General features: G+C 65.2%; 12 protein-coding genes. 5 read left to right on the top strand and 7 right to left on the bottom strand.

The window, feature by feature from the left end; genetic code table 11:
- Positions 1–5: 5 nt before the first annotated feature.
- Genes ACXHGZ_RS09295 through ACXHGZ_RS09275 form a run of 5 tightly spaced genes read right to left on the bottom strand, consistent with a single transcriptional unit; the run spans position 6 to position 7,332 of the window.
- Positions 6–3,089 carry an error-prone DNA polymerase gene (locus ACXHGZ_RS09295; RefSeq protein WP_480463478.1) on the bottom strand — a complete coding sequence of 1,028 codons (3,084 nt, stop codon included), beginning with the start codon at positions 3,087–3,089 and terminating at the stop codon, positions 6–8.
- Positions 3,086–4,504, bottom strand: coding sequence for a Y-family DNA polymerase (locus ACXHGZ_RS09290; protein WP_480463476.1), 1,419 nt, complete (start codon positions 4,502–4,504; stop codon positions 3,086–3,088). The genes ACXHGZ_RS09295 and ACXHGZ_RS09290 overlap by 4 nt, the downstream gene beginning before the upstream one ends.
- A 6-nt stretch (positions 4,505–4,510) precedes the next feature.
- The gene (gene imuA / locus ACXHGZ_RS09285; protein WP_480463475.1) at positions 4,511–5,131 is read right to left on the bottom strand and encodes a translesion DNA synthesis-associated protein ImuA; all 621 of its coding nucleotides are present in this window, start codon (positions 5,129–5,131) and stop codon (positions 4,511–4,513) included.
- Complete coding sequence (gene lexA, locus ACXHGZ_RS09280) at positions 5,131–5,748, bottom strand: transcriptional repressor LexA (protein WP_480463473.1); 618 nt, start codon at positions 5,746–5,748, stop codon at positions 5,131–5,133. The genes imuA and lexA overlap by 1 nt, the downstream gene beginning before the upstream one ends.
- Positions 5,749–5,799: 51 nt before the next feature.
- Positions 5,800–7,332, bottom strand: a complete 1,533-nt coding sequence (locus ACXHGZ_RS09275) for an MFS transporter (protein ID WP_480463471.1) — start codon at positions 7,330–7,332, stop codon at positions 5,800–5,802.
- Positions 7,333–8,022: 690 nt separating this feature from the next.
- Here ACXHGZ_RS09275 and ACXHGZ_RS09270 point away from each other — a divergent pair.
- A complete protein-coding gene (locus tag ACXHGZ_RS09270) occupies positions 8,023–8,751 on the top strand; it encodes a DUF899 domain-containing protein (protein ID WP_480463470.1) in 729 nt (242 codons plus the stop codon).
- 81 nt (positions 8,752–8,832) lie between these two features.
- On the opposite strand, the gene ACXHGZ_RS09265 is transcribed toward ACXHGZ_RS09270, so the two are convergent.
- Both ACXHGZ_RS09265 and ACXHGZ_RS09260 read right to left on the bottom strand, forming a co-directional pair.
- Entirely contained in the window at positions 8,833–10,032 is a 1,200-nt protein-coding gene (locus ACXHGZ_RS09265; RefSeq protein WP_084857555.1) for an amino acid aminotransferase, read from the bottom strand.
- Positions 10,033–10,238: 206 nt separating this feature from the next.
- Positions 10,239–11,264: an Ldh family oxidoreductase gene (locus ACXHGZ_RS09260; protein ID WP_480463468.1), complete on the bottom strand. Its 1,026-nt coding sequence runs from the start codon at positions 11,262–11,264 to the stop codon at positions 10,239–10,241.
- A gap of 145 nt (positions 11,265–11,409) precedes the next feature.
- On the opposite strand from ACXHGZ_RS09260, the gene ACXHGZ_RS09255 reads away from it, so the two are divergent.
- From ACXHGZ_RS09255 to ACXHGZ_RS09240, 4 genes are all read left to right on the top strand, one after another.
- Entirely contained in the window at positions 11,410–12,282 is an 873-nt protein-coding gene (locus tag ACXHGZ_RS09255) for a MurR/RpiR family transcriptional regulator (protein ID WP_084857551.1), read from the top strand.
- Positions 12,283–12,308: 26 nt separating this feature from the next.
- Positions 12,309–13,061, top strand: a complete 753-nt coding sequence (locus ACXHGZ_RS09250; protein WP_480463467.1) for a transporter substrate-binding domain-containing protein — start codon at positions 12,309–12,311, stop codon at positions 13,059–13,061.
- Positions 13,062–13,243: 182 nt separating this feature from the next.
- Positions 13,244–13,963 (top strand): ABC transporter permease, encoded by a 720-nt coding sequence (locus ACXHGZ_RS09245; protein ID WP_084857548.1) that lies wholly within the window; start codon positions 13,244–13,246, stop codon positions 13,961–13,963.
- Positions 13,960–14,670 carry an ABC transporter permease gene (locus ACXHGZ_RS09240; protein WP_084857546.1) on the top strand — a complete coding sequence of 237 codons (711 nt, stop codon included), beginning with the start codon at positions 13,960–13,962 and terminating at the stop codon, positions 14,668–14,670. The genes ACXHGZ_RS09245 and ACXHGZ_RS09240 overlap by 4 nt, the downstream gene beginning before the upstream one ends.
- Positions 14,671–14,683: the final 13 nt, after the last annotated feature.

Genomic DNA, 14,683 nt, shown 5'->3' with positions numbered 1-14,683 from the left:
AGGGGCTAGTGAAAATCCCGGCTACGCACATCCAGCCCCTGCAGCAAGGGGCTAATGTCTTCCAACCGCCGGGCAATCAAATGGCGCACGCCCTTCTCCTGCTCCAGCCGCCCGTTCACCTTGAGCAGCTGCGAACCCACCAAGGCCCTGCGCTGGCGCTCGGCCAGGTCGCGCCAGACCACCACATTGACCATGCCATGTTCATCTTCGAGGGTGACGAAGGTCACCCCGCTGGCGGTCTGCGGCCGTTGCCGCCCCACCACCAACCCGGCCACCGCCACGCTGTCTCCGTGCGCGACCCCGTCCAGCTCCACAGAGCTGCGACAACCCAGCGCTCGCAAGCGCCGACGTAACAGGGCCAGGGGGTGCGGCCCGAGCGTGGTACCCAGGGTGGCGTAGTCAGCGAACAGGTCCTCGCCCACCGTCGGCATCGGCAAGGCCACGGGTAGCTCGGGCGCGCCCTGCACCTGGGCGAACAAGGGCAATTGCGCCTGCACTGCCGCAACCTGCCAGCGCGCCTGGTGACGGTCGCGGGCCAGGGACCGCAAGGCGCCAGCATCGGCCAGACGAGCCCTGGCACGGCTGTCGAGCTCGGCGCGCAGGCACAGGTCTTCGACATCCCGCCAGGGCCGGTGCGCCCTCGCCTGCTCCAAGCGCCGGGCATCGGCCTCGCTGAAGCCGCGAATCTGCCGCAACCCCAGGCGAATCGCCAACGCGCCTTGCCCGTCAGGCTCCAGGGTGCAATCCCACTCGCTCTGGCACACGTCCACCGGTCGCACCTCGATGCCCTGGCGGCGTGCCTCCTGCAACAACTGGTCAGGACTGTAGAAGCCCATGGGCCAGCTGTTGACCAGCGCACAGGTGAAGATCGCCGGCTCATGGCATTTGAGCCAGCTGCTGGCGTAGCAGAGCAAGGCGAAGCTGGCGGCGTGGGACTCGGGGAAACCATAGCTGCCAAACCCTTTGATCTGCTCGAAGATGCGCTCGGCAAAGGCCTGTTCGTAACCGTTGCGCTTCATGCCTTCGAGCAGCCGTTCGCGGTGCGGCTCCAGGCCCCCATGGCGCTTCCAGGCCGCCATGCTGCGGCGCAACTGGTCCGCCTCGCCTGGGGTGTAGTCGGCAGCGACCATGGCCAGCTCCATCACCTGCTCCTGGAAAAGCGGCACGCCCAAGGTGCGCCCGAACACCTCCTTGAGCTTGGGCGACGGGTAGGTCACCGGCTCCTGCTTCAGGCGCCTGCGCAGGTAGGGGTGGACCATGTCGCCCTGGATCGGCCCAGGCCGGACGATCGCCACTTCGATCACCAGGTCGTAGAACGTCTGCGGCTCGAGCCTGGGCAGCATGGCCATCTGCGCCCGCGATTCGATCTGGAACACGCCCATGGTCTCGGCGCGGCTGATCATGGCGTAGGTGGCCTTGTCCTCCTTGGGGATGGTCGCCAAGGTCAGGTGCCGGCCACGGTGACGGGCCAGCAGGTCGAAGCAACGCCGCAGGGCGCTGAGCATGCCCAGGGCCAGCACATCGACCTTGAGCAGGCCGACCAGGTCGAGGTCGTCCTTGTCCCACTGGATCACCGTGCGCTCGGCCATGGCGGCGTTTTCCACCGGCACCAGGTGGTCCAGCGGCTGTTCGGAGATGACGAAGCCGCCAGGGTGCTGGGACAGATGCCGAGGGAAGCCGATCAGCTCGCCGGCCAGCACCAGGATGCGCCGCAGCGACGGGCTCTGCGCCTCGAAACCGGCCTCGGCCAGACGCTGGGCATCGGGAATGCGGTCGCTCCAGCGCCCACAACACTTGGCCAAGGCATCTACCTGGTCAGCCGGCAGCCCCAGGGCACGGGCCACGTCACGCACGGCACCGGCAGCATGGTAGGTATTGACCACCGCAGTGAGTGCCGCGCGGTGCCGGCCATAGCGGCGGAACACATACTGGATCACTTCCTCGCGGCGCTCATGCTCGAAGTCCACGTCGATGTCCGGTGGCTCGTTGCGCTCGCGGGACAAAAAACGTTCGAACAACAAGCGATGACCGCTCATGGGGTCCAGCTCGGTGATGCCCAGCACGAAGCACACCACCGAATTGGCGGCCGAGCCACGGCCTTGGCAGAGAATGCCCTGCTTGCGAGCGAAGTCGACGATGTCATGGACGGTGAGAAAGTAGCTTTCGTAGCCCAGATCCTCGATCAGGCACAGCTCCCTCTCCAAGGTCGCCAGCGCCTCGGCGCTCGGCCCCTGGGGCCAGCGCTCGGGCAGGCGCAGCTGGCACAGGTGACGCAACCAGCTGCCAGGCGTATGGCCCTGGGGCACCAGTTCGCGGGGGTACTGGTACTTCAGTTCGCCCAGGTCGAAGTGGCAGCGGCCGGCGATGGCCTGGGTCTCGGCCAGCAGGTCGGCCGGGTACAGCTCGGTGAGTTCGGCCAAGGTGCGCAAGTGGCGTTCGCCATTGGCGAACAGGTAGCGCCCGGCCTGGGCCACCGTGCAGTGCTGACGGATCGCCGTCATGCAGTCCTGCAGGGCGCGGCGCCCCCGAACATGCATATGGACGTCGCCACAGGCCACCGCACGGATCCCCAAGCGGCCTGCCAGGCTGCGCAAGCGCTGCAGGCGGCGGGCATCATCGCAACCACGGTGCAGGTGCACCGCCAGCCACAGGCGCTGACCGAACAGCGACTGCAGCCACTGGCCGGTAGCAGGGTCGTCGTCGGCATCGGCGACCCACAGTGCCAACAAGCCCTGGCAGCGCCCCTGCAGGTCTTCGGCCAGTACCTGGTATTCGCCCTTCTGCGCCCGCCTCCGCGCCTGGGTGATCAGGCCGCAGAGGTTCTGGTAACCCGCCAGGTTCTCGACCAGCAGCACCAGCTTGGGCCCTTGTTCCAGTTGGACTTCACTGCCGATGATCAGCCGGAGCTCATGTTGCCGGGCGGCCTGCCAGGCCCGGACGATACCGGCCAAGGTGCACTCGTCGGTAATGGCCAGGGCCTCGTAGCCCAGGGCCTTGGCCCGCTTGAACAGTTCGTCTGCGCTGGAGGCGCCGCGCTGGAAGCTGAAGTTCGACAGGCAGTGCAGCTCGGTATAGGCCGGCGCGCTCATGCGAACCAGCCCTGCAACCACAATGGCCCTGGCTGGGCCAGGTCGCGATAGGCCCAGCCGCGCAGGCCATCGCGAGTCTCGATGCGGTAGTAATCCCGACGGACATCGCCACCATCCCACCAGCCCGACTCGATGCGCTCGGGCCTTGCCAGCAACTGCACGCCCGCCTCAGGCAGGGCCTGGGGCTGGGGCAGCAGCCAGCCGGGGCGGCTGCCCGGCGCGACCGGCAGCACACCCGGCGTGCCCTGCTCGGCCGCCTGCCAGGCGCATTCGGGGCGAGGGTCGGCTTCAGCGCACAGTCCTGTGACCGCATCATCGCCCAGCCGTGCACGCAGGCGTTCACGCAGTTGCTCCCAAGGTTGGGCCTGCTGCGCCCGGGGGTCGAACAATGCCTGGTGCTGGGGAACGAAAGGCGGCAGGTCTTCGGCCAGCAGCCGCAGGTTGCGCACCGGTGCGGGAATGCGCAGCGGCTCCAGGCGCCCCCGGGCCAGCTCGAACAGCATCGCCGCCTCGCGCTCGGCAGCCAGCAGGCCGACCTTGAGCTCGGTGTCCGGCCCTTCGGCGTGCTCCAGGTACAGGCTGAAACGCTGCACGCCGCAATCCCGGCCTGCAAGAAACGCCGCCAGGTCGTTGATCAACCGGCGCAAGGGAAACAGCAGCGCCTGGTGCGACTCGACATCGAAGTTCAGTTCCAGCCGTGCCTCGAACCGGTCTGGCGGCTGGTAGAACGCCAGCCCCAGGGTGCGCAGGCCGAGCAGTTGGTCCAGGTGCAGTTGCACGTCGGCGGCGAAGCGTCGGGCCAAGGCATCGCGCGGCAACGCCAGAACATCGCCGAGCCGGCGCAGGCCCATGCGGGCGAAGGCCTCCGCTGCCGTCGGAGGCAGCCCGACCTTGCCGACCGGCATGCTGGCCAGGGCCGCCCGGGCCTGCTCGGCCGTGGTCACGGCCAGGCCGTCATGGCCGTTGGCGAGCATGCGCGCGGCCACCGGGTTAGTCGCCAGGACAATGCGCTGGCGCAGCCCCAGCGCATCCAGCTCCTGGCGCAAGCGCGCCTCGAACACCGGCCAGGGCCCGAACAGCCCCAGGCTGGAGCCGACTTCCAACAACAAGGCCCGCGGGTAGTGCCGGCTGACCTGGGCGCTGAAGCGGTAGGCCCAGGCTGCCAGCAACTGCTGGAGCTGCTCGATGCGCGCCGGGTCGGCTTCCACGCAGATGAAGCCATCGGCCAGAGCACGGGCGGCGGTGAGGGTCTGCCCGGCACGCAGGCCGAGCGCGGCCGCAGCCGGGTTGACCGATTGCACGATACGCCGTTGTTGCGGCCCGCCGACCAGCACCAGGGGCGTGTCGGGGTCGTCACGCTCACGCAGGAGGCTGTCCAGTGCCAGCTGTGGAAAGACGATGCACGCCCAGAGCATGGATCATCAACCCCGCCCCGGGCAGGCGATGGGCGTGGCCGGTGGCAGGCCGCCACGGCACTTGAGGACCCGCCACTGGGCTGGGCGGGTATCGATGGCGATGCGCAAAGCCGCAGGCGACGGGTTGTGCGCGGCCTGCTGCGGCCGGCAGGCGAAGGCCAGGGCGTGGCCGGTCTCGGCAGCCACCTGCAGGCGCCGCAGGGCGCGGTCATCGGCGCGCTCGGGCCAGCACAGCACTGCTGCGCAACTGCCGGAGCGCAGGCACTGCTCGGCTGCCCACAAGGCGTCAGCCGGCGCCGCCTGGACCTGGACCAGCCAGCGCAGGTCGACCCCAGCCGCCTGCCAGGCCGGTGCATACGGAATGAATGGCGGCGCCACCAGCACCACCCGCCCCCCTTCGCCGGTAAGGCGCGCCAGGCTCGGCCAGAGCAGCTGCAGCTCGCCACAGCCCGGGCTGGCCAGCAACAACTCGCTGAGCGCAGCCGCCGGCCAGCCCGCGTCGGGCAGCCGCTCGTCAAGGGAGGCATGGCCGGTGGGCTGCAGGCCCTGCGGCCGCACCTGGGCCTGACGCCCACGCCAGACCCGGCGCTGGTCGAGCAGGCCGTCGAGGTCGACTACCGCGCCCATCAGTCGCGCCTCAACAGGCCACAGAACACGCCTTCGATGACGAAGTCCCGGTCCGGCGTCACGTCGATCGGTGCATAGGCGGGGTTGCGCGGCAGCAGGCGGTAGCCACCCGGTATCCGTTGCAGACGCTTGATGGTCACCTCGCCATCCAGCCGGGCGACCACGATCTGCCCGTCGCGGGCCTCACCCTGCTGACGGATGCCAACCAGGTCGCCATCGAAGATGCCGTCGTCGATCATCGAGTCGCCGCGCACCTTGAGCAGGTAGTCGGGGGTTCGGCGAAACAGGCTGGGGTCGAGCAGCAGTTGCTCGTGGATGCCCAGGTCGGGGCCGATCGGCGCACCGGCCGCCACCTGGCCCAGCACCGGGATCTCGAGGATCTCGGGGCGGCGCAGCGGTTCGGCCAGGCGGATGCCACGGGCCTGGTTGGGGGTCACGTCGATATGGCCGGCCTGGCTCAGGGCGACGATGTGCTTGCGTGCCACGCTGCGCGAGGCGAAACCGAAGCGCTGAGCGATGTCGGCCAGGCTCGGGGGCTGGCCGTGCTCGGCGATGCGCTCGCGGATGAACGCGAGGATGGCGCGGCGTTTGGGGGTCATGTTGTCCATGGAGTACATTTGTACTCTTTTCACGGAATGCTGAACAGTCCCCTTCGTCGCTGGCGGACTCTAGTCCAACCCTGAGCGAGGAGCTGGTTGATTCACTCTCAGCGTCCAACGGGCAATGGCAATGGCTATCACTGCCAGGGCGAAGGTCACCCATGACATCAAACCAATGCCCCTTTCAAATGCGTCCGCGGCGATGCTCATCAGCTCGCTTGCCTGATCGCCCGTCAGCGCGGCCGCCACGGTATGAGCGCCGGCCAGCGTTTCGCTGGCAAGGCGCTCTTGTATAGGTGTAAGGAACGCCGGCAAATGTAACGTGCCACGATAGTAGGCGGTCACCAAGCCGCCCAGCACCGCTGTCCCCAGCACTACCCCCACTTCATAGGCGGTTTCACTAATGGCTGATGCGGCTCCTGCCTTGGCGGATGGGGCCGCCGATAGGATCACGTCATTGGACACCGTGGCAATTGCGCCCACGCCAATATTCAATAAGGCAAAGGCGACAGTCACAACCGTTAGACTGCTGCCAACGCTGGCAACCACTAAAAACGCGGCGCCGGTAAACGCGAGGAGAATGGGCACCAACACAAGCACCGAAACCCGCTGAGCAACCGGTACCACCAACATCCCTACGATAATTGCCAGAACTTGCCCAGGCACCAATACCAGGCTGGCATTGAGCGCTGACATACGCAGAACGATTTGCAAGTACTGCGTGGCGAAAAAGACAAAGCCAACCAAGAAGGCCAAACTCATCAAATTGATGACGACAGAACCGCTGAAGGTTTTATTGCGAAATAGCGTCAGGTCCATCAAGGGAACCGCCAGCTTCAATTGACGCTGCACGAACAGCCAGCCGCTTGCCATGCCGATGGCAAAGGCTGCCGTGGCCAGACCGTCTACACCTTCGCTGGCTACATGCTTGATGCCATAGACCAGCGCCCCTAGCGCGATCATGGATTGCAGGATGCTCAAAGGATCGAGAGGCCCCGACGCATCAGGTTCCGACTCAGGCAGCAACCATGGCCCGAGGATCAACAGCGGCAGCAGTATGGGTACTGCCAATAGGAAGATCGCCCCCCACCTGAAAAACTCCAGCAGCACACCTCCGATCAAAGGACCGAGTGCCGAACCCACCGTCAGGGTGGTTGCCCAGATGGCGACAGCCAGGCGCCTCTCTTCCCGGTCCTCGAAAACCGAGCGGATCAGTGCCAATGTCGAAGGCATCAGCATGGCACCAAAGATCCCCATGCAGGCCCGCCCACCGATCAACTGCATGGCAGTACTGGAATAGGCCGTCATGGTGGAGATGATGGCAAAACCCAATGAGCCGACCAGCAGCAATTTACGATGACCTATCCGGTCCCCCAGGCTGCCCATGGATACCAGCAGCCCGGCCAGAACCAACGAGTAGGCATCGATCATCCACAATTGCTGGCTGGCGGTGGGATGTAATGCTTCGGCAATTTTAGGCAGCGCGAACCCCAGAACCGTGTTATCTACCGTCACCAGTAGTACCGGCAACATCAATGCCGCCAAGCCCAGCCAGCGTTTGGGGCGTAGTTTTTGTTGCTTTGTTTCAATGGCCGCTGACATTAATAGGGTTCCGTAATCAGACAGAACATCACAAGGCGCCCAGCTGTAATGATCATATAAAGCGATGCCACACTACTATTCCCGACGAAGCGTTCAGAAAAACAAGCTGAAATGCCACGCACCGGTATTGAGGCGCTCGCCCAAACCTTCGCTTCCCAAGAATAGGCACCAGCGAGCGGAGCGCAACAAGTGAAAATTCCCATTATCGCGTAGGCAACTTCTCACGCACCGGCAACTCACCAAACATTAGAGGACGCCCACCCTGACAGCCACGACCTGATCAACCATAAATACTTTAAGTTTGAATCCTACATTCAGATTCAGCTTTTACCGCCAGGCACGGGGCGTTCGCGAGGTGAAATGTAACTGGAGTTGCAATGATTATTGTGAGACGCACACATCGATTGCCGATAATCGAACCGTCCTTTCGAAAAACTCCGAAATGCGTTACGGAACAGACCGACTCATTATCGAAGGCCCAGAAGTCGTGACACTTTACATTGTGGACGACGGGGAGCATCAGCAAATGATATTGGACGATCTCGAGATAAGGAAACTGCCAGCGAAATAACGCTGACATTGGCTGAGCGATGAAACCGACGCCCGTTCGTCGCCCAACAGCCAGGCGCAGTCGATCAGCCCCCTCGCCGCTCGACCATTAGCTGAATCCCCCCATTGGAGTCAGCCACCATGAGCAATTCCCCGATCGACCACGACGTGGTCACCCGCAGCCAGTGGCTCGCCGCACGGCGCCAGTTGTGGCTGCACGAGAAGGCCTTCACCCACCAGCGTGACGAACTCGCCGCAGCCCGGCGAGCCTTGCCTTGGGTGAAGGTCGAGCAGGCCTACCGTTTCCAGGGGCCGGAAGGTGAATTGGGTTTGGCCGGCCTGTTCGCCGGGCGCAGCCAGCTGCTGGTCTATCACTTCATGTTCGCCGAGGGCTGGAGCGAAGGCTGCCCGGGATGTTCGTTCCTGGCCGATCATTTCGACGGTGCCAACCTGCACCTGGCGCACCACGATGTATCGCTGGTGGCGGTGTCGCAGGCGCCCTATGCCCAGTTCCAGGATTTTCGCCGGCGCATGGGCTGGCGCTTTCCCTGGTTCTCCTCCAACGGCAGCCGTTTCAACGAGGACTTCGGCGTGCGCATGGCCACCGACGGCTCGGCGCAGTACAACTACGAGCCCTATACGGGCAACGAGCGGGAGCTGCCGGGGCTGAGCGCGTTCTATCGGGACGACGACGGCGAGGTGTACCACACCTATTCCACCTATGCCCGGGGGCTGGACATCCTGGTGGGGGCGTACAACTTCCTCGATGTCGCGCCGTTGGGGCGTAACGAGGAAGGCACCATGGACTGGGTGCGTCACCATGACCGCTATGCGGCGAGCGCCCAAGCGGGGCATTGCTGCCATGAGTGAACGAACGAGGGGCCTGACGTGCAGGCCCCTCGTTCCAGGCGAACAACCTGCCGGGCACCGTGAAGGTGCCCTGGCGAGGCTTCAGCCCTGCTGCACGGCCGCGAAGGCCTCGGCCACGCGACGCAGGTTGGCCGGACGCAGCCCGGACATGCACACCCGGCCGCTGTCGATGAGGTACACACCGAACTCGTCACGCAGGCGGCGCACCTGGGCGACGCTGAAGCCTGTGTAGCTGAACATGCCGCGCTGACGCAGGAAGAACTGGAAGTCCTGGCCTGGCAGCAGCTCGCCGAGCAGGTCCACCAAGCCCTGGCGCATGTCGAGGATACGCTTGCGCATCACTTCGACTTCCGCCACCCATTGGGCGTTGAGGCCGGCATCACCCAGCACGCCGGCCACCAGCTGGGCGCCGTGGCAGGGTGGGCTGGAATAGTTGCGGCGCACGGTGGCCTTGAGCTGGCCGAGCACGCTCTGGGCGGTGGCGTCGTCGTCGCAGACCACCGACAAGCCCCCTACCCGCTCGCCATACAGCGAGAAGATCTTCGAGAACGAATTGCTCACCAGGCACGGCACGCCGGCACGGGCCATTTCGCGAATGGCGTAGGCATCTTCCACCAGGCCTTCGCCGAAACCCTGGTAGGCGATATCCAGGAACGGAATCAGCTGGCGCGCCTTGACCACCTCGACCACCTGTTGCCATTGGCTCTGGTCCAGGTCGACGCCGGTGGGGTTGTGGCAGCATGGGTGCAGCAGGACGATGCTGTTCGGCTCCAGCGCCTGCAGCGCGCCGAGCATGCCGGCGAAGTCCAGGCCACGGCTGGCCGCATCGAAGTACGGGTAGGTGTGGACCTTGAAGCCTGCACCTTCGAAGATGGCGCGGTGGTTGTCCCAGGTCGGGTTGCTGACCCAGACCTGCGACTGCGGGAAGTAGCGCTTGAGGAAGTCAGCGCCGACCTTCAGCGCACCGGAACCGCCGACGGTCTGCACGGTGGCCACGCGACCACCGGTCACGGCCGGGTGGTCGGCCCCGAACAGCAGTGCCTGGATCGCCTGGCGGTAGCTGGCCAGACCTTCCATGGGCAGGTACAGCGAGGCTTCGTGGGGTTGGTCGGCCAGGCGCTTCTCCACCTCGCCCACCGCCGCCAGTTGCGGCACCACGCCCGCTTCGTCGTAGTACAGGCCGATACTCAGGTTGACCTTGTCGGCACGGGGGTCGGCCTTGAAGGTCTCCATCAGCGAGAGAATCGGGTCGCCGGCATAGGCATCGACATGTTTGAACACAGCGCACAGCTCCTTGGATCAGGACAGTTCGGGGAATGCTGCCTGCGAGGATACCTGCAGTGGCGCTGGAGGAACATCACTGATGTGCAAGGGTGTCAATGCAGCCTTGCATGTTCGGCTTTGCACGTTTGACGCCTGTGGGATCGAGCGCCGCGCGGGCGGCGCTCGATCCCACAGCCACCACCCGCCTCAAGCCCTGGGCAGAGTCACTCAACCAACGACTTGAGCCCTTGCCATTCCTGCTCGGTCAATGCCACCCCTTCACGCTGCGCCAGCTCCCGTTCGCGGTAACGGCGCTCTCCAGGCATACGGCTCAGCCCCACCGCCTGCATGTGCTCCACCAGCGCCCCGCTGCGCTGAGCGAAGCGCTCGCCTTCAGCCTTGCTCGGGTCGATGACGATGATCAACTGCCCGGTCCACGGCGTCTTCGCCCCCGGGTGCCCGGACCAGTCGAACTCCCATGAGAAGTGCCCGCCGGTCAGCGCCGCGGCCAGCAGCTCGACCATCATCGACAGCGCCGAGCCCTTGTGCCCGCCGAATGGCAACAAGGCACCGCCTTCCAGAATCGCGTTGGGGTCGCAGGTGGGCTGGCCCTGGGCGTCCACGCCCATGCCCGGCGGCAACTGCTCGCCGGCCCGCGCGGCGATCTGCACGTCGCCATGGGCCATGGCGCTGGTGGCCATGTCGAAGACGATCGGATCATGCCCGGCACAAGGCGCAGCGAAGGCGATGGGGTTGGTACCGAACAGTGGCTTGCGCGCCCCATGTGGCACCACGCAGGTCATGCTGTTGACCACGCTCAGGGCCACCAGCCCTTCGTCGGCGAACGGCTCGACGTCCGGCCACAGCGCCGCGAAATGGTGCGAATTGTGGATCGCCAACACCGCGATCCCGGCGCTGCGGGCTTTCTCGACCAGCAGGGGCCGGGCCGCAGCCAGGGCCGGCTGGGCAAAACCACCTCGGGCATCGACCCGCACGTAACCCGGTGCCACATCGCTCACCTGGGGTATGGCCTGGCCATCGACCCAGCCGCTGGCCAGGGTCGAGACATAGCCAGGGATACGAAACACCCCATGGCTGTGGGCGCCATCGCGCTGCGCGCTGGCACAGTTGAAGGCCAGCACGGCAGCGACCGGCTCGGCGCAACCGTGATGCAGGAAGATCCGTTGCAGCAGCGCCTGCAGCTCGGCGAAAGGCACGCGCACGACAGGGTTGGCGGAAGGTGCGGACATCTGGAGCTCCTTTCTTGGAATTGGAATGGCTACAGCGTAGGCAAGGGCAAAACTGTCCCGCGAATGACAGCTACCTGTCAATTGTTGACTTGATGACAGAAAACATCCATTTTCTATCCACGCCTCATCTCACCCGGAGCCGACCATGAGCCAACCGATCAAGCAACGCCTCGAGAACAGCCTGCACAGCACCGCAGCCTCGGGCCGCAAGATCGCCAGCTACATGCTCGCCAACCTCCATGAACTGCCGTTCCAGACCTCTGCGAGCATCGCCGCCAAGCTGGGCGTCAGCGAGTCCAGCGTCGGCCGCTTCTGCCGCGCCCTGGGCTATGCCCACCTCAAGGCACTCAAGCAGGACCTGCAGAGCGACCTGGGCGATGGCCCCTGGCTGGTGGGTGATCGCCTGCAAGAATACCGCCAGGGGCAGGACGACAGCGAGAGCTCCGGCAGCCTGGAGCTGGAGATCGCGGCGTTGGTCCGGGTGCATGAATACAGCCGTGGCCAGGCCTGGCAACAGGTCGCCCAGCGCCTGGCGGCCAAGCCGCGGGTGTTCATCGCCGGTTTCCAGACCGAACGCGGCGTGGCCATGTGCATGAGCCACCTGCTGCAATACCTGCGCGATGGCGTGCAGCTGGTCGACGGCAGCGCCGGGCACTTCGGCGAAGTGCTGCTCGGCCGCGCCGAGGACAGCGCGCTGGTGGTGTTCGAGGCACGCCGTTATTCCCGCCATGCCCTGCAGCTGTGCCAGAAGGCGCGCCAGGCCGGCATCCCGGTCACCCTGGTGACCGACACCTTCTGCGACTGGGCCGACGCCAACGCCGACGAGGTGTTCCGCATCCCCACCGAATTCAATCTCTTCTGGGAATCCACCTCGGCGATGCTGTCGTGGGTGCACCTGATGGTCAACGAGGTCTGCAGGAAGCTGGGGCCTGATGTTGAAAGACGCTTGGAAGCAACTGCCGCTCTACATAACGAGTTCGTCGGCTACACCTCGTGGCCCGCGGGCAAACAACAATAGCAAGAGTGAACGTTCAGAGGTGCAAGATGAGAAAGACCATGGCTGTGGTGGGTGCGTGTGCCCTGTTCCTGGCGGGCGCGGCCAGCGCTGAGACCCTGCGGTTCGCCACCGAAGGTGCCTACCCGCCCTTCAACTATGTCGACGCCGACAACACGCTGCACGGCTTCGATATCGACATCACCCATGCCCTGTGCGCGCAGATGAAGGTCGAATGCACCCTGGTGGCCCAGGACTGGGAAGGCATCATCCCGGCCTTGATGGCACGCAAGTATGACGCCGTGGTCGCCTCGATGATCGACACCGAGGAGCGGCGCAAGAAGATCGCCTTCACCAACCACTACTACCGCACCCCGCTGACCGTGGCGGTGGCCAAGGACAGCCCGATCAGCGATGCCCAAAGCGACTTCAAGGGCTACACGGTCGGCGCCCAGTCCTCCTCCACCCAGGCCATCTATGCCGAAGACGTGTATGCCAAGGCCGGTGCCGACGTGAAGCTCTACCCGACCATGGACGAAGCCAACGCCGACCTCGCCGCCGGCCGCCTGGACGGGGTGATCGCCGACAAGTTCCCGTTGCACGAGTGGGTCAACAAGAACGGCCAGGACTGCTGCAAGGTCCTCGGCGATGTCAACGGCACCAAGGCCAATGCCGCCATCGCCGTGCGCAAGGACGACGAGGCCCTGCGCCAGCGCCTGAACAAGGCTCTGGACGAAATCGTCGCCAACGGCACCTACCAGAAGATCGCCAACAAGTACTTCGACTTCGACATCTACAACTGACCCTGCGGACTCACCCGCTTCAACAGGGCTGCAGTGCCCTGTGGGAGCGGGCTTGTCCCGCGATAGCGTCGGCAGGCCCACCCTCATCGTCTGGGCCAACGCCATCGCGGGGCAAGCCCGCTCCCACAAGGTCCTCGCTGCCCTCAGGTATCGCGTGAGGCTGAAGCAAAGGAGCACTTTGCATGCTCGAACATTTGTCCTTGCTGTCCTTGGCCAGCGGTGGTTGGGGCCAGGCACTGCTGGCCGGTGCCCTGGTGACCCTGTCGCTGGCCCTGGCCTGCCTGCCCATCGGCCTGCCCCTGGGCCTGCTGGTCGCCCTCGCCGCGCGCTCGCGCAACCGCGCGGCACGCGCCTGGGCGACCAGTTTCTCCACCGTGTTCCGCGGCCTGCCGGAGCTGCTGACCCTGCTGATCATCTACTACGGCTGCCAGATCGCCGCGCAAAAGTTGCTGGCGGCCATGGGCTATGAAGGGGAAGTGCTGATCAACACCTTCCTGGCAGCGATGATCGCCTTCAGCCTGGTGTTCGCGGCCTTTTCCAGCGAAATCTGGCTGGCGGCGTTCAAGACGCTGCCCAAGGGCCAGGTGGAAGCCTGCTCGGCCTTGGGCCTGAGCCAACGCACCGGCTTTTTCAAGGTGGTGCTGCCGCAACTGACCCGCATCGCCCTGCCGGGCTTGTCCAACAACTGGTTGTCGCTGCTCAAGGACACCTCGTTGGTCTCGACCATTTCCCTGGTCGACCTGATGCGCCAGACCAACCTGGCCGTCAGCGTGACCAAAGAACCGATGTTCTTCTATGGCGTCGCCTGCCTGGGCTACCTGCTGTTCTCGGCACTCTCGGGGCGGGTCTTCGCCCTCATCGAACGACGTTGCAACCGTCACCTGCAAGGAGCCCGGGCATGAGTTTCGAACAACTGCTGGCCATGGTGCTCGACCCCGACCTCCTGGAGCGCTACGGGCCGCGCTTTGTCGACGGCCTGCTGGTGACCGCCAAGCTGGTGGCGATCTCCTTTACCCTCGGCGCCGTCCTGGGCCTGCTGTTGGCCCTGGCGCGCCTGTCGCGCAGCCGGGTGCTGCAGCACCTGTCCGCCGGCTACGTGTACTTCTTCCGTGGCTCGCCCCTGCTGGCCCAGCTGTTCCTGCTGTACTACGGCCTCGGCTCGCTCAAGGGCTTCTGGCAGGACATGGGCCTGTGGTGGTTCTTCCGCGAGGCCTGGTACTGCGCCCTGCTGGCCTTCACCCTGAACACCGCCGCCTACCAGGCGGAAATCTTCCGCGGCAGCCTCATGGCCGTGGCGCCAGGCCAGTACGAAGCGGCTCGGGCCCTGAGCCTCAAGCGCTCGACCACCTTCTTCAAGGTGGTGCTGCCGCAGTCGCTGCTGGTGGCCGTGGGCCCGCTGGGCAACGAGCTGATCCTGATGATCAAGGCCAGCGCCATCGCCTCGCTGGTGACCCTGTACGACCTGATGGGAGTGACCAAGCTGGCCTTCTCACGCAGCTTCGACTTCCAGATCTACCTGTGGGCCGCCGTGCTCTACCTGGTGATCGTGGAAATCGTAAGACGCGCCCTGAAACACCTGGAAGCCCGCCTGGGCCGCCACCTGAACTGACCGAAGGATACGC

The organism is Pseudomonas shiyinii, from assembly GCF_056725765.1.
This window is presented reverse-complemented; position numbering and strand designations above follow the sequence as displayed.

What these genes read in the sequence shown, in the direction of transcription:
- ACXHGZ_RS09295 (WP_480463478.1), bottom strand. Translation starts at nt 3,089, where the DNA reads ATGAGCGCGCCGGCCTATACCGAGCTGCACTGCCTGTCGAACTTCAGC.
- ACXHGZ_RS09290 (WP_480463476.1), bottom strand. Translation starts at nt 4,504, where the DNA reads ATGCTCTGGGCGTGCATCGTCTTTCCACAGCTGGCACTGGACAGCCTC.
- imuA (WP_480463475.1), bottom strand. Translation starts at nt 5,131, where the DNA reads ATGGGCGCGGTAGTCGACCTCGACGGCCTGCTCGACCAGCGCCGGGTC.
- lexA (WP_480463473.1), bottom strand. Translation starts at nt 5,748, where the DNA reads ATGTACTCCATGGACAACATGACCCCCAAACGCCGCGCCATCCTCGCG.
- ACXHGZ_RS09275 (WP_480463471.1), bottom strand. Translation starts at nt 7,332, where the DNA reads ATGTCAGCGGCCATTGAAACAAAGCAACAAAAACTACGCCCCAAACGC.
- ACXHGZ_RS09270 (WP_480463470.1), top strand. Translation starts at nt 8,023, where the DNA reads ATGAGCAATTCCCCGATCGACCACGACGTGGTCACCCGCAGCCAGTGG.
- ACXHGZ_RS09260 (WP_480463468.1), bottom strand. Translation starts at nt 11,264, where the DNA reads ATGTCCGCACCTTCCGCCAACCCTGTCGTGCGCGTGCCTTTCGCCGAG.
- ACXHGZ_RS09255 (WP_084857551.1), top strand. Translation starts at nt 11,410, where the DNA reads ATGAGCCAACCGATCAAGCAACGCCTCGAGAACAGCCTGCACAGCACC.
- ACXHGZ_RS09250 (WP_480463467.1), top strand. Translation starts at nt 12,309, where the DNA reads ATGAGAAAGACCATGGCTGTGGTGGGTGCGTGTGCCCTGTTCCTGGCG.
- ACXHGZ_RS09245 (WP_084857548.1), top strand. Translation starts at nt 13,244, where the DNA reads ATGCTCGAACATTTGTCCTTGCTGTCCTTGGCCAGCGGTGGTTGGGGC.
- ACXHGZ_RS09240 (WP_084857546.1), top strand. Translation starts at nt 13,960, where the DNA reads ATGAGTTTCGAACAACTGCTGGCCATGGTGCTCGACCCCGACCTCCTG.